We start from the raw sequence: 13634 nt of genomic DNA, 5'->3' as shown, positions 1-13634 counted from the left end.
CATCTTTTATGACAAATCCAAAAATCAGGATATTGAGCGATGAACTGCTTTCAAAAAATTGGTATATCCTAAAAAAATACGTGTACGAATACCTGAAAAACGACGGCTCGACGGAGATCCAGCATCGCGAAGTCTACGACCGCGGCAACGGCGCGACGATTTTATTGTACGATAAAAAGGAGAAGAATGTCATCCTGATCCGGCAGTTTCGTATGCCAACCTACGTAAATGGCAATGAGACCGGCATGGTCATCGAAGCCTGCGCCGGGCTGCTCGAGGAAGAGAACGCTGAAGAATGCATCCGTCGGGAAAGCGAAGAGGAAACAGGATATAAGATACGGGAAGTCCGGAAAATCTTCGAATCGTATATGTCACCCGGGTCGGTGACGGAAATCATCCATTTTTTCGTCGCGGAATACTCTAAAGACATGAAGGTGAATGAAGGCGGCGGACTGGATTCGGAACATGAGAACATCGAAGTCCTGGAAATCCCTTTTGCCAAAGCACTGCACATGATACAAACCGGCGAAATCAGGGATGCCAAGACCATTATGCTGCTTCAGTACGCCCAGATACATCAGCTGTTGTAGCATTTTCTGATCGGCAGCTTGGAGTCTGTAACCGCATGAAGTGTAATCCGAAACTATAAAACTGTAAACTGCAACTGAAAACTTCTTTGTAAATTAGCATCCCAACATACACACTATGAAATTTCAGGTTGTTTCCGAATACAAGCCAATGGGCGACCAGCCTGAGGCAATAAAAAAACTCTCACAGGGCGTACTGGACGGCGAGAAGTTCCAGACCTTGCTCGGTGTGACGGGTTCAGGGAAAACGTTTACCGTAGCCAACGTCATCCAGCAAGTCCAGCGTCCCACACTGGTCCTGGCGCACAACAAGACGCTCGCCGCACAATTGTATTCCGAGTTCAAGCAGTTTTTTCCAAACAATGCCGTCGAATATTTCGTGTCATATTACGACTATTACCAGCCGGAAGCATTCATGCCGGTTACGGGCGTGTTCATTGAAAAAGACCTGTCGATCAACGAGGAGCTGGAAAAGATGCGGATGAGCACGACCGCGGCTTTGCTTTCAGGCCGGCGTGACGTACTCGTTGTCGCTTCGGTATCGTGCCTTTACGGTATTGGAAACCCGACGGAATTCCACAAAAACATCATCGCCGTCGCAAAGAACCAGATCATCTCACGCACCAAGTTGCTGCACAGCCTGGTACAAAGCCTGTATTCCCGCACTGAGGCAGATTTTAAACCGGGAAGTTTCAGGATTAAAGGCGATACCGTGGAGGTTTATCCGAGTTATGCGGATGATGCGTACCGGATGCATTTTTTCGGCGATGAGATAGAGGAAATTGAAAGTTTCGACCCAAAGAACTCGCAGGTTTTCGAAAAATACGAACAACTGAATATTTATCCGGCGAACATGTTTGTGACCTCCCCGGATGTGCTGCAAAATGCAATCTGGGAAATCCAGCAGGACCTGGTGAAACAGGTGACCTATTTTAACGAAATCGGTAAAAATCTCGAGGCCAAACGCCTTGAAGAACGCACAAATTTTGATCTCGAGATGATCCGCGAACTCGGATACTGCTCAGGAATCGAAAACTATTCACGATACCTCGATGGCAGGTTGCCCGGCACCCGTCCTTTCTGCCTGCTCGACTATTTTCCGAAAGATTACCTGATGGTCGTCGATGAGAGCCACGTGACGGTGTCGCAGGTGCATGCCATGTATGGCGGTGACCGCAGCCGGAAAGAAAATCTCGTCGAATACGGATTCCGCCTGCCCGCGGCGATGGACAACCGGCCACTTAAATTTGAGGAATGGGAATACATGCAAAACCAGGTCATTTATGTTTCGGCTACACCGGCAGATTACGAGCTTGAGAAAAGCCAGGGCGTTTATGTCGAACAGGTCATCCGCCCAACAGGCCTCCTCGATCCCATTATCGAGGTCCGGCCCAGCCTGAACCAGATCGACGATCTGATTGATGAGATCCAGGAGCGTGCGGAAATCGATGAGCGTGTCCTGGTAACGACACTGACCAAACGGATGGCCGAGGAACTCGCAAAATACCTGACCAAAGTCGGGATTCGCTGCCGTTACATCCATTCTGAAGTCGACACGCTTGAGCGTATCGAAATCATGCAGGATTTGAGAAAAGGCATTTTCGATGTACTCATTGGCGTGAACCTGCTTCGTGAAGGCCTGGATTTACCAGAAGTATCATTGGTGGCGATACTTGACGCGGACAAAGAGGGTTTTCTACGCAACAACCGCTCGCTGACGCAGACCATTGGACGTGCGGCAAGGAATCTCAATGGAAAAGCGATCATGTATGCCGACAAGATCACCGAAAGCATGCAAAAAACCATTGATGAGACCAATTACAGGCGCAGCAGGCAGGTGCAGTTTAATACCGAAAATAACTTTACGCCACAGGCGTTGAACAAAAAAATCGGGAACGTGTTTGCTACGAAAAATCCGCTCGTGGATTACGAACTCGGCCTGAATATAAAAGCGGCGGCGGAACCCGACACGACTTACATGCAGAAATCGGATATTGAAAAGATGATTCGCGACAAGCGCAAGTCGATGGAAAAAGCGGCAAAAGATCTTGACTTTATGCAGGCGGCTAAACTTCGGGATGAAATCAAGAAATTGCAGGAAAATTTGGCCTAGCGGTTCAATTCGGGATTAACTTCGGATCAGTTATACTGTTCCTTGAACGCATCCATCAGCAATTTAGGATCGATGATTTTTTTCGGGGATTCACCGATCAGCTGTAATACCTTTTTCGTCGCGGCAGGGTTCAGTCCCATGTTGATCGCCATTTGCTTGATGGCAATTTCCTCTTTCTCATGCATGATGCCGTCTACATGCATCAGCAAAGCCAATCGGTAAAATTGGTGAATCCTGTGCACCTCCATCTTAATGGACATCACGGGCAGTTCCTGATGAAACAAATCGTCAAAGATTTCTTTTTCAATCTTGAGTTCTTTGGCAACCAACAACAAAAATTCATATTCACGCTGGTGCAGCTTCCCGTCGACAATGGAAAAAGCAATCATATCGGTCAATAAGCTGATTTTCTGTTCGTAGTTATTCATCATACATTTTGTTTCGGCTAAATTATCGCTTTTATGATAAATGGCAAAATGATTGCAGATGTCGTCACGAGAGGGGTATCTTGAGTACGACTTTGGTTCCGGAAATGTCGCCATCGGAAATTTGATCGTGAAAAACCACCAACTCCTCCAATTTCAGTTCCTGATTCAACAGTTCCAGCCGCTGCCTGATGGAATCCGTTGAAAAGGAATTGTGGCCGAGGTCATTCGAAGCTTTGATCGCGGCCGACCTTTCCCGGCCAACGCCGTTGTCTTCCACTGAGCAAATCAGGTAGCGTTCGGTCGGGTCGATATCAAAATACACGGTGATTTTCCTGGCACCCTGCTTGTGCAACAATCCATGTTTTATGCTGTTCTCAACGAACGGCTGCAGGATCATTGGGGGAACGGTGTGGTAATCGGGATCGATCGCGTCCGAAGCCGATACGCTGTAACTGAAGTCGGATGCAAAACGCATTTTTTCCAGCTCGAGGTATTTCGTCAGCAGCTCCATTTCCAATGCGACAGAAATCTGCTTCCTTCCCGACACTTCAAGTATTTGCCGGGTTAGATAGGTGAAATTGCTCAACTGCTCATTCGCCTTGAGTTTGTCGCCATACATGAATTGCTCCTGGATGCCGTTGAGTGCATTGAAGATGAAATGCGGATTCATCTGGCTCTTGAGCGCCTTGAGTTCGCTGTCGGTGATCTTCTTCTCGGCTTCCAGCAGGTTTTGGGCTTCTTCAAGTTTTGCGGCAAGCCATTCATTTTTCTTCCTCTGCCTGAACCTCGAGAACAGGAAGTAGGCCACCAGTGCGAGGGCGATAAACGAAATAATCATCCCGTTCATCAGGATACTTTTGCGGTTGGACTGCAGTTCCGAAATTTTTCGCCTTTGGTTCAGGTCCTTGATTGTCGCTTCTTTCTTCTCCGTATCGTACTTTGCGCTTGTTTCACGTGTCAATTTCTGTTTCTCCAGATCGGTAAGTTTTTCATTTACCGTGAGGTAATCAAGCGAGGAAAGATAGGCTTTCTTAAAGTCGCCCCGGCCGGCGTAAGCCTGATGCAACACCTTGTGTATTTCGCGGAGGCTGTTTTGGTCATTTATCCTCGTGCAGACCACTACGCCTTTTTGCAGGATTTCGATCGCCCGGTCAAACTGTTTCCGTGCGAGGTACACCTTCGCCAGATCGTTGTAAATCTGGCCCAGCAGCGCATCAAAGCTGTTCTTTTCCGAAATCGACATCGCCGAAATCAGGAAAGGCAACGCCTTTTCAAATTTTTTCAACTGCACATATTCGTCACCAATATTGCTCTGCGCGATTGCAATCCCAAAAAGGATCTCCTTCTTTTTACACAACGCCAATACCTTAAAATGGTATTGCAATGCGTTTTGGTGCTGACCCATGGCGGAATAAGCTGCACCGATGTTCGTGAGCACCGCGGCCCTGTTTTGCGATTCTGCATTACCGGTTTGTAACAGCAAGGCGTCGCTTTCGAGAAACAACGGCAATGCTTTGGCCGGTTGGTTCGTCTGCGTATAGATGTTGGCCAGGTTGTTGTTGCAGATGATGATGTTTTCAGCGTCCTTATTCCGCTCGGCAATGCGTCCGGCGGTAGTGTAGTAGCCGATTGCCTTGTCAAGGATGCCCTGCTGGTAATAGTAATTTCCGATACAATTCAACGCCCGCATTTCGCCGAGCCGGTAATGCAACCGGACCGCGGTCTGATGTGCTTCACGGGCATAACGGAGCATTGTGTCGGAGACCGAGAACGTGTTGTTTACACAGTAGTCAATCAGCAATTCCACGCGAACGGTATCTTGCCTGCGGTAATTCCGTATTTTTTGAAGCAGGTCATCCTGCTGGGAAAAACAGCATAAAGACCAGCACATGATCCATAAAAAAGTGATGTGTTTCACGAAATGAAGTTGTTGCGTTGCATGAAGTTTTCAAATTCTTCCTTCTTCTCCCTCGAAACCGGAAGCAGGTTTTTACCGTCATAAGTCACTGAAAAACCCTCTTTCTTTGAGTATTTTTTGATTTGGGTGATGTTGACAAGGTACGAACGGTGGATTCTGAAAAAACGGTTGTCGTTGGCAAGCAGGTCTTCAAAATGTTTGATTTTTTTCACTGCAAGATCCCGACCGCCCGTGTGGTGGATGGTGGTATAAGACCCATCGGCTTCAAAATAATGGATGTCATCCAAATCCATGAACACAATCCCGTCGCCGATATGAACACCGATTTTCCTGATCTGGCTTCCCGAAAGATTTTCCTTTAAAACCTCAATCTGGTGCGGCGGCTGCACGCGATCCAATCGTTCCGCAACCTTTTTGACGGCTTCTTTCAGCTTTGAAATCCCGATAGGCTTCAGCACATAATCTACTGCCGAAACTTCAAACGCCTTGATGGCATACTGGGAATAAGCGGTGCAAAAGACGGTTTCAAATGTCGGTTTGTTGAAATAATCGAATAGCGCAAAACCATTCTCATTAGGCATTTCCACGTCGAGAAAGACCATGTCCACCGGCTGTTTATTAATCCATTTTACGGCAGTGCGCACGTCTTCGGCGCAGGCAACCACCGTAACTTCAGGACAATGTTCTCCAAGCAGGTGCTGCAGCAAAGACCTGGCATTGATTTCGTCATCGACAATTAGGGCTCTTATTTTTCTCATACCGCACGATTGGTTGTGACAATATAAGAAATTTATTACATGAAAAACCGCCCTGCACTGAATTGCCCCAGCCGGACGGTTTTTACCGAAAAAACTATAAGATTTAGATTTAATTATTTGATAACCAGTTTTTTCGAAACTAATCTATTGTTATTATCCACTATTTTGATTACATAAACGCCGGCCGCCAATCCGGAAACATCCACTGTTTTTGCATCGGATGTGAGGACCCTTTGCCCCTGAATTGAAAATACGCTGATCATTTTCAACCCCGCTTCCATGCTGATGTTTACCACGCCTGACGCCGGATTCGGATAGATTGAAACGTCAGTGTTTGCAACGCCGACAGCAGGAACACTCAAAGTATTGTTCACAAACAGGTTGGATACTTCGGTGGCAGAAAGCGCGTAATTGTAAATTTTCAGGTCATCCAGATGACCGCTGAAATACCCGCCGACACCCGTCTCTGTTAGTCCCAGCCTGAAAATATCCGCGTTGTTTACGGTGTTCCATGAGCGCGCCGTGCTTCCTAAAAGAACGCCGTTCTTGAAAACCTGTGATGTCAGTCCGTCGTAGGTGAACACAAAGTGCGTCCAGCTGTCATTTTGAGTCGTCGTTACGGCATGGTTGCCGCCCACTGCGCCAAAATGAAATACCGTTGACGGATTGAGATAAGCTCCATTATAAGCCGTGCCGGTGCCGTACGAATAAATAAAATTGTAGCCCGGACTGACCTGATCCAGCTTCACCCAGATAGAAATGCTGCGCGGACGGTTCCCGTAAGGCAATGCGGGTATGGTAGCGGTCGTTCCAGAATCAGACACTGTCAGTGCCGCGTTCGGATTGCCATTGCGGTCCGTTGTCAACGTCGTGCCATCGTTATCCTGAAACGGATTGTTGCCATTGCTGTCATAATAGGTATTATCAAAAGTATAATCAGCAATCAGCTGGTTAACCGGCACCAGAAACGAACTGACCGGCGACGTGCTGGTCCCTGCTGAATTGGTTGCCTCAATCTGATAATAAAAGGTCGTATCGGGTTGCAAACCGCTTAACGCCGCAGTCACCGCTGTGGCAGCGCTTCCACTGGCCACACCACCGGTCGCCTGTGAGGTCAACGCATCTGAAGTAAATCCGTAGCGCACCAATGACGTCGTATTGCCATTATTGGCATTTAAGGTGTAACTGACAAGCCCCGAACCATTCGAGCCAAAAGCACTCACCGCGCTGATGGTCGGAAGCGTCGCTGATCCCGGCAGTGTAGTAAACACAATCGTGGCAGAAACGGTAGACAGGTTTCCGCAGGAGGCGCCCGTATTACTGGTCAACCTGACGAAATACTGAGTTCCCGGTTGCAGGCCGGTGATGATTTTCGCAAAAGTCTGCCCTGCAAATACGGTCACCGCAGGTACCGTGGTTTGGTTGGCGAATCCGGAGTTTGTCGCATAATTCACCTGGACTGCTGCGCCCTGCGGACAGTTCGCTGCCGCATAATAATTGATGGTCGCGCTGTCAGCCGTAACATTACTCGCTGAAACGCTGTTGACTGTCGGCTGCGCGAACAGGCCTGCCGAGATGGTAAAAAGAAGGATGGGTAATAGTTTTTTCATATTTTTCGGTAATTAAATTCACTGCAAAAATGGCAATATCGCAACCAACTGATAAAACATTTTCACGAAGTGCAGGACCCTTTGCCTGAACTGCATCGATTTCTTCATAAGCGGTAATTCGACACTTGTCCACATCCCTGCCCGTATCGATTATTTGGTATCTTTACACGCTGTTACCCACATCATCCACCATAAATCCGCTGACCCATGCTGAAAATAATCTTAACTGTCGCCACCCTTTTTTTCCTCGCCGTAAGCGTCAGGGCGCAGCAGAGCACCGCGTCAAAACAGGTCTCTTCGTTTAGTATTGACGCGCCGCAACTGCATGTCGCAAAGAAAATCTGGGTCTACCTGCCTAAATCATATGCCGACAATCCAAAAAAGAGGTACCAGGTAATGTACATGCACGACGCACAAAACCTGTTTGACAAAAAAACGGCCTTTGCGGGGGAATGGGAAGTCGACGAAACACTCGACAGGCTGAATGCCAATGTGATTGTCATCGGAATTGAGCATGGGAATGACAAACGTATTGATGAACTGACGCCGTTCAAAAACGAGAAATATGGCGGCGGAAATGCGGATGCCTACCTGGACTTTATCGTGACCACTTTGAAGCCGTATGTGGATAAAACCTATCGGACGAAAACTTCTGCGAAGCATACCACCATTTTCGGCAGTTCGCTGGGCGGATTGGTTTCGTTTTACGCCGTGTTGAAATACCCTTCGGTATTCGGAAAAGCAGGTGTCTTCTCCCCTTCGTTCTGGTTCTCAGAAGATATTTACAAGATGATGGAAAGCGCGCCAAAAACCAAAGCGAAAATTTACCTGCTTTGCGGGGACAGCGAAAGCAAGGAAATAGACGTGGTGGCTGATGTCAATAAGATGCACAGGCTGCTTGACGAGAACCGCTGCTACTGCCTGCACCTTACGGAGAAAGTTATCGTCCGCGGCGGGGAACACAACGAAAAATTGTGGCGCGAACATTTTGAAAAAGCGTATCTTTGGCTGAACTAATTACGACCCTGAATCCTAGAAAATGAACAATAACGACATATTTAAAAAACTGCGCGTTGCGCTGATGCTGCGCGACGACCAGATTGTAGACATCCTGCAACTTGTGGATTTCCGCATTTCAAAAGCTGAGCTCTCTGCGTTTTTCCGCAATGCTGACCATCCGAATTATATGGAATGCGGCGATCAGGTATTGCGCAATTTCCTCAATGGGCTCGTCATTCACCTGCGTGGCACGAAGGAAAATCCGAAAAATCCGAATGAGGTGCTCGAAGCGAACAAGTTGTCCGCCAAAACACCAGCCAAGGGGATTTCACCCAGACAGGACGCAAAAAAACCCGTTGCAAAACAGCCTGCAAAAAACTTTAATGCCAAAAGAAATGCGCCCAAAAAGCCGGAAATTGTCGAGAAGGTCGCATACAAAAACGGAAAGAGTAAAAAATCCTGATCCATACAGCGAATGGTATTCGCCCTGCCATCGTTCAAAAGCCACCGGTCAGATTCAATGGCCGGTTTTTTTTTGCCTGCAACCGAATGCTACCGGGTTGTTGAGCCGCTCCTTGTGGGGTACGTATCTCGCTTTGATCGGGGACTGTGTCACATCATGTGCCTGAACATGCTGTTTTAACGCTGTATTTTTAAGACCTACAGCCATTTTTATTACATTTGGTAACCAATTTTAAACCGAATGATATGGCAGCAGTTAATCCTTATTTAACTTTCAACGGCACGTGTGAGGCCGCATTTAATTTGTACAAGTCCGTTTTCGGAGGTGAATTTCCGTATATCGGCAGATTCGGTGACATGCCGCCGTCTGAGGATGGAAAGCGCTGTACCCCTGCAGAAGCGGACCTGATCATGCATGTGTCCCTGATGATAGGCGATACTGTCCTGATGGGGTCGGACGCACCAGGCGAATACGGCGAAAAGCTCGTAATAGGCAACAACTATTCCGTATCCATTAACACCGACAGCCGCGAAGAAGCCGACCGCATTTTCGCAGGACTTTCAGACGGAGGTACCGTAATGATGCCCATGGAAAACACCTTTTGGGGTGCCTACTTCGGCATGTTCACAGACAAATTCGGCATTCACTGGATGGTCAATTTCGATGAAAAACCCGAGGCATAACGATGCGCCGCTTCTTATTGTTTTTTTTCATTACCGTCTGCCATCCTGCCCTCGCGCAGGATGCGGCTTATATCACCAGGAGCAACATCCATTATTATGGAGACGCCGTCAACAAATCCGATGCGTACATCAACGAGCGGTGTGTGCTTGACCTGTATTACCCGGCAAACGAAAAAAATTTCGCGACCGTGGTCTGGTTTCATGGGGGTGGTCTCACCGGGGGTAGCAAGGAAATCCCGACCGCACTGATGCAACAGGGAATCGCCGTGATTGGCGTCAATTACAGGCTTAGCCCCAAAGTAAAATCGCCGGCATTCATTGAGGATGCAGCAGCAGCAGTAGCCTGGGCGTTTACGAACATTCAGGATTACGGAGGCAACGACAAACTGATTTTCGTGGCCGGTCATTCTGCCGGCGGCTATCTGACCACTATGGTTGGTTTGGACAAAAAATGGCTGAAATTATACGGGATTGATGCCAATGACATTGCGGGACTGATTCCGTTAAGCCCTCAGGTGATTACCCATTTCACCATCCGGAAGGAACAAGGGATTCCTGATACACAGCCAGTAGTTGATGAGATGGCACCATTATACCACGTTCGTGCTGATGCACCGCCACTTTTACTGATTACCGGTGACCGCGAAATGGAGATGCTCGGCCGTTATGAAGAAAATGCTTATCTGGCACGGATGATGAAGGTTGCCGGGCATAAGAAAACGAATTTGTTTGAAATTCAGGGGTATGGACATGATATGACAGCACCGGGTTTTCCATTACTTTTGAAGGAGGTTAAAAAGATTACGGGAGAAATTCAGAAAAAAAAGTAACTTAACGACCTGTTTATTCCCAAAAGCAATCAATATGAAAAAATCATTCTACATTCTTACCATTTTACTTTCCTTCAACTGTTTTTCCCAGCCAGCGGAATTTAAGGCTCCCGATTACGAACAAATCAAGACGGATATTGCAGATAGAAGCTCCAATTTTTTCTACGATACACTGCTTAAGCGATTGAAGGAAAAAGACACTTCACTTACGGCTGACGACCACCTTCATTTGTATTACGGATATGCCTTCCGGAAGGAATACAATTCTTTCTACCGGTTTAAGGACGAAGAAAAGCTAATGAAATATTACCGCATGGACAAATTGGATCCGAAAGATTATGATGACATCATAAAATTGTGCGAGAAAGGCCTGAATGATTTCCCATTTGACCTTAAGATAATGAACTTTCTTTCTTATGTATATCGAGCAAAAGGCGATGAAGCCTTATACAAAAAGACCAGTAAGATATTTGAGGGTATTGTTGATGCAATCATTTCCAGCGGTGATGGGAAAAGCTGCGAAACAGGCTTCCATGTGTTGATGATCGGGCATGAATATACTTTGCTTGGTCTTTTCAACCTTGAAGTCTCAGGGCAATCATTAGTAGGCAAATGCGATTACATGAAACTTACGGAAGGGAAATACAAAATGGAAGGCGTTTATTTCAACATCGAAAAAATGATGGAAAATGAAACGAAGGCCTTTGGAGGCAGGTGACTTTATCAAAATATCGCTAATAACAAAAATCCCGGCTTGATGGCCGGGATTTTCATTTCATATTATCAATTGTCAATTAAGCCAAAGCCGCTTTCACCTGATCGGCAGCTTCCTGGAATTGTACGGCAGACAAAATCGGCATTCCGGAATTGTCAATCATCTCTTTCGCAAGTTCAGCATTGGTACCCTGCAAACGCACAATAATTGGTACGGTAATGCTGTCGCCCATGTTTTTGTACGCATCGATAACCCCTTGCGCCACACGGTCGCAACGCACAATCCCTCCAAAAATGTTGATCAGGATCGCTTTCACGTTAGGGTCTTTCAGGATGATACGGAAAGCCAGCTCAACACGCTTTGCATCAGCAGTTCCTCCTACGTCCAGGAAGTTTGCAGGCTCGAAACCGGCATACTTGATTAAGTCCATAGTCGCCATGGCCAGTCCCGCACCGTTTACCATACAGCCCACGGTCCCGTCAAGATCAACGTAGTTTAATCCTGCCGCTTTTGCTTCCACCTCAATCGGGTTTTCTTCACGGATGTCGCGCATTTCAGCCAGTTTCGGATGCCTGTACAGCGCATTGTCATCGAGATTTACTTTTGCATCCACTGCGATGATCTTGTTGTCTGATGTCTTGAGCACCGGATTGATCTCGAACATCGAGGCATCTGAACCGATATAAGCATTATATAAAGAACTTACAAATGCAGTCATTTCCTTAAAAGCATTTCCTGAAAGTCCGAGATTGAATGCAATCCTTCTCGCCTGAAATGCCTGCAATCCAACTGATGGATCAATTTCTTCAGTGAAAATCAAATGTGGCGTGTGCTCGGCAACCTCCTCGATGTCCATACCGCCTTCGGTAGAATACATGATCATGTTACGGCCTTTGGCCCTGTTGAGCAAAACCGACATATAGAATTCTGAGGTTTCACTTTCGCCCGGATAATATACATCCTCGGCAATCAAAACCTTGTGGACTTTCTTACCTTCCGCAGAGGTTTGAGGGGTAATCAGCTGCATACCGATGATTTGCTCAGCCAGCTCTTCTACCTGCTGCAGGTTTTTAGCCAATTTTACTCCTCCGCCTTTTCCGCGTCCTCCGGCATGAACCTGCGCTTTGATCACGTGCCATCCGGTGCCGGTTTCCGCCGTCAGCTGTTTTGCCATCGCTACAGCTTCCTGAGGGTTATTGGCCACATAGCCGCGTTGTACTTTTACGCCATAGCTGGCTAATATTTCTTTTCCCTGGTATTCGTGTATGTCCATAATGAAGTTTTTGACTGTTTTGGCCTGTCGTTACAGGTGGCACAAAAATAAAGAATTTCTGCAGACTGGGGAAAGTTTTTATTTTTTTTATCAGCAGCCGTTCCCACTTTTAAGGTGCCATTTGTCAATGGAGAAGCAGCTTCGGAAATGCCTTGTTCTGCCACCCTGTTTGACGGGATTGCCGTCCGCGAAACAAAAACCGGCCGTGCAAGGCAACCTTTCCCGTAATTTGAAATCTCATTGGCAATAACCTGATCCAATACACTAATGAGAAAGATTTTATTTTTACCGATGCTGTTGGCCGCCATCAGCATTTTGTCATGTAATTCCGATGATGGAGCCAAAGCCAAAAACCTTAGCGGTAAATGGGCGCTCACCGGCGGAAGCGGTACGATCACCGGACGTGTTGACGCGTTCAGCACAGGTGAAATCACATGGACTTTTCATGAAAACCACACGGTCGACATCGTAAATACCGTTACCGACACGGCCAGGCTCTCCGGACTTCCAAGCGGTACGTACCATTATGCCGTAAGCAACAGCAGTGAGGTCCAGGGCTGCTCCACGACCGTCACTGTAGGACCATGGACTTTCGGCTGTGCCACGATTTCATCTGCGTCTGTTGAGCTTGCCGATGGGTTTGCCGATGGCGTCGGGTACACATTGATTCCGATGCCGCAAGTCGTACCCCTGCAATAGGTAGCGTAATGTTGCAATAAACTTGGGTTTAAAGCTAAAAGCCGGGGCACCGGTTTTTCTAATTTTACACCTGAATCAAAACATGCACGATATGAAAACCATCAAACTTTTTACCATTTTATTTATCGCACTTTCCATGTGGAGTTGCAACGACACTGAAGGCGCACCGGCTGAAGGGTCAGAGGAGGTACTGCTGGGCACCTGGAACATGACCAAGGCTTACGGTGGGATTTCGGGGACAGTCTATGACATCCCGAAGGGCGACATCGTGTGGACGTTCAACATCCAGTCGAACACCCTGACTGTTGCGAACAACCACAATCCTGATCACTTTGACGGCGCGCTGGCCAGCGGCACTTATACCTACCAGATCGTCGACGCCGTGGGAGAAACACCGTGCACCAAAACACTCGTCATCGATGGCAATGATTTTGGTTGTTTTTCCCGGACCGACACCGGACTCACCATCAGCCAGGTTCATGCTGACGGTCTGATGCTCGATTTTGTGGAATAATGTCCCGTCAAGGCATTCGGAGTTATAAATAAAACTTTCTACGT

14 protein-coding genes are annotated in these 13634 nt (G+C 47.4%); 9 read left to right on the top strand and 5 right to left on the bottom strand.

Features of this window, described 5'->3' with window-relative positions:
* Positions 1 to 8: 8 nt before the first annotated feature.
* Positions 9 to 590, top strand: a complete 582-nt coding sequence (gene nudK, locus HYN48_RS09155; RefSeq protein ID WP_108370891.1) for a GDP-mannose pyrophosphatase NudK — start codon at positions 9 to 11, stop codon at positions 588 to 590.
* Between the two features lie 115 nt (positions 591 to 705).
* Positions 706 to 2700, top strand: coding sequence for an excinuclease ABC subunit UvrB (gene uvrB, locus HYN48_RS09150; protein ID WP_108370888.1), 1995 nt, complete (start codon positions 706 to 708; stop codon positions 2698 to 2700).
* A gap of 26 nt (positions 2701 to 2726) precedes the next feature.
* Here uvrB and HYN48_RS09145 read toward each other — a convergent pair whose 3' ends face one another.
* The 4 genes from HYN48_RS09145 to HYN48_RS09130 all read right to left on the bottom strand — a co-directional run bounded on the left by HYN48_RS09145 (position 2727) and on the right by HYN48_RS09130 (position 7414).
* The gene (locus tag HYN48_RS09145; RefSeq protein ID WP_342747832.1) at positions 2727 to 3131 is read right to left on the bottom strand and encodes an excinuclease ABC subunit B; all 405 of its coding nucleotides are present in this window, start codon (positions 3129 to 3131) and stop codon (positions 2727 to 2729) included.
* Between the two features lie 61 nt (positions 3132 to 3192).
* Positions 3193 to 5046 carry a tetratricopeptide repeat-containing sensor histidine kinase gene (locus HYN48_RS09140; RefSeq protein ID WP_146171754.1) on the bottom strand — a complete coding sequence of 618 codons (1854 nt, stop codon included), beginning with the start codon at positions 5044 to 5046 and terminating at the stop codon, positions 3193 to 3195.
* Positions 5043 to 5804, bottom strand: a complete 762-nt coding sequence (locus HYN48_RS09135) for a LytR/AlgR family response regulator transcription factor (protein WP_108370884.1) — start codon at positions 5802 to 5804, stop codon at positions 5043 to 5045. The genes HYN48_RS09140 and HYN48_RS09135 overlap by 4 nt, the downstream gene beginning before the upstream one ends.
* Before the next feature lie 113 nt (positions 5805 to 5917).
* Entirely contained in the window at positions 5918 to 7414 is a 1497-nt protein-coding gene (locus tag HYN48_RS09130) for a LamG-like jellyroll fold domain-containing protein (protein WP_108370882.1), read from the bottom strand.
* A 207-nt stretch (positions 7415 to 7621) separates the two neighbouring features.
* Between HYN48_RS09130 and HYN48_RS09125 the strand changes: the two genes are divergently transcribed.
* The 5 genes from HYN48_RS09125 to HYN48_RS09105 all read left to right on the top strand — a co-directional run bounded on the left by HYN48_RS09125 (position 7622) and on the right by HYN48_RS09105 (position 11107).
* On the top strand, positions 7622 to 8431 hold the full coding sequence (locus tag HYN48_RS09125) for an alpha/beta hydrolase (protein ID WP_108370880.1): 810 nt from the start codon (positions 7622 to 7624) through the stop codon (positions 8429 to 8431).
* A 22-nt stretch (positions 8432 to 8453) separates the two neighbouring features.
* Entirely contained in the window at positions 8454 to 8876 is a 423-nt protein-coding gene (locus tag HYN48_RS09120; protein ID WP_108370878.1) for a DUF1456 family protein, read from the top strand.
* A 245-nt stretch (positions 8877 to 9121) separates the two neighbouring features.
* Positions 9122 to 9559 carry a VOC family protein gene (locus tag HYN48_RS09115; protein WP_108373516.1) on the top strand — a complete coding sequence of 146 codons (438 nt, stop codon included), beginning with the start codon at positions 9122 to 9124 and terminating at the stop codon, positions 9557 to 9559.
* Between the two features lie 2 nt (positions 9560 to 9561).
* A complete protein-coding gene (locus HYN48_RS09110; protein WP_108370876.1) occupies positions 9562 to 10389 on the top strand; it encodes an alpha/beta hydrolase in 828 nt (275 codons plus the stop codon).
* Positions 10390 to 10423: 34 nt separating this feature from the next.
* A complete protein-coding gene (locus HYN48_RS09105; RefSeq protein WP_108370874.1) occupies positions 10424 to 11107 on the top strand; it encodes a DUF4919 domain-containing protein in 684 nt (227 codons plus the stop codon).
* Positions 11108 to 11183: 76 nt separating this feature from the next.
* Here the strand turns inward: HYN48_RS09105 and sucC are convergent, their stop codons facing one another.
* Positions 11184 to 12377, bottom strand: coding sequence for an ADP-forming succinate--CoA ligase subunit beta (sucC, locus tag HYN48_RS09100; protein ID WP_108370872.1), 1194 nt, complete (start codon positions 12375 to 12377; stop codon positions 11184 to 11186).
* A 267-nt stretch (positions 12378 to 12644) separates the two neighbouring features.
* Between sucC and HYN48_RS09090 the strand changes: the two genes are divergently transcribed.
* Positions 12645 to 13076: a hypothetical protein gene (locus tag HYN48_RS09090; RefSeq protein ID WP_146171753.1), complete on the top strand. Its 432-nt coding sequence runs from the start codon at positions 12645 to 12647 to the stop codon at positions 13074 to 13076.
* 91 nt (positions 13077 to 13167) lie between these two features.
* Positions 13168 to 13590, top strand: a complete 423-nt coding sequence (locus tag HYN48_RS09085; protein ID WP_108370866.1) for a hypothetical protein — start codon at positions 13168 to 13170, stop codon at positions 13588 to 13590.
* Positions 13591 to 13634: the final 44 nt, after the last annotated feature.

The organism is Flavobacterium magnum (genome assembly GCF_003055625.1).
GTDB lineage: Bacteria > Bacteroidota > Bacteroidia > Flavobacteriales > Flavobacteriaceae > Flavobacterium > Flavobacterium magnum.
The sequence above is the reverse complement of the archived record's forward strand: the minus strand, read 5'-3'. Positions and strand labels throughout refer to the sequence as shown.

Excerpts from the sequence above, each read along its gene's own strand:
- HYN48_RS09085 (WP_108370866.1), top strand. The coding sequence starts at position 13,168 with ATGAAAACCATCAAACTTTTTACCATTTTATTTATCGCACTTTCCATG.
- nudK (WP_108370891.1), top strand. The coding sequence starts at position 9 with ATGACAAATCCAAAAATCAGGATATTGAGCGATGAACTGCTTTCAAAA.
- HYN48_RS09115 (WP_108373516.1), top strand. The coding sequence starts at position 9,122 with ATGGCAGCAGTTAATCCTTATTTAACTTTCAACGGCACGTGTGAGGCC.
- HYN48_RS09120 (WP_108370878.1), top strand. The coding sequence starts at position 8,454 with ATGAACAATAACGACATATTTAAAAAACTGCGCGTTGCGCTGATGCTG.
- uvrB (WP_108370888.1), top strand. The coding sequence starts at position 706 with ATGAAATTTCAGGTTGTTTCCGAATACAAGCCAATGGGCGACCAGCCT.
- sucC (WP_108370872.1), bottom strand. The coding sequence starts at position 12,377 with ATGGACATACACGAATACCAGGGAAAAGAAATATTAGCCAGCTATGGC.
- HYN48_RS09090 (WP_146171753.1), top strand. The coding sequence starts at position 12,645 with ATGAGAAAGATTTTATTTTTACCGATGCTGTTGGCCGCCATCAGCATT.
- HYN48_RS09135 (WP_108370884.1), bottom strand. The coding sequence starts at position 5,804 with ATGAGAAAAATAAGAGCCCTAATTGTCGATGACGAAATCAATGCCAGG.
- HYN48_RS09130 (WP_108370882.1), bottom strand. The coding sequence starts at position 7,414 with ATGAAAAAACTATTACCCATCCTTCTTTTTACCATCTCGGCAGGCCTG.
- HYN48_RS09105 (WP_108370874.1), top strand. The coding sequence starts at position 10,424 with ATGAAAAAATCATTCTACATTCTTACCATTTTACTTTCCTTCAACTGT.
- HYN48_RS09145 (WP_342747832.1), bottom strand. The coding sequence starts at position 3,131 with ATGATGAATAACTACGAACAGAAAATCAGCTTATTGACCGATATGATT.
- HYN48_RS09125 (WP_108370880.1), top strand. The coding sequence starts at position 7,622 with ATGCTGAAAATAATCTTAACTGTCGCCACCCTTTTTTTCCTCGCCGTA.
- HYN48_RS09110 (WP_108370876.1), top strand. The coding sequence starts at position 9,562 with ATGCGCCGCTTCTTATTGTTTTTTTTCATTACCGTCTGCCATCCTGCC.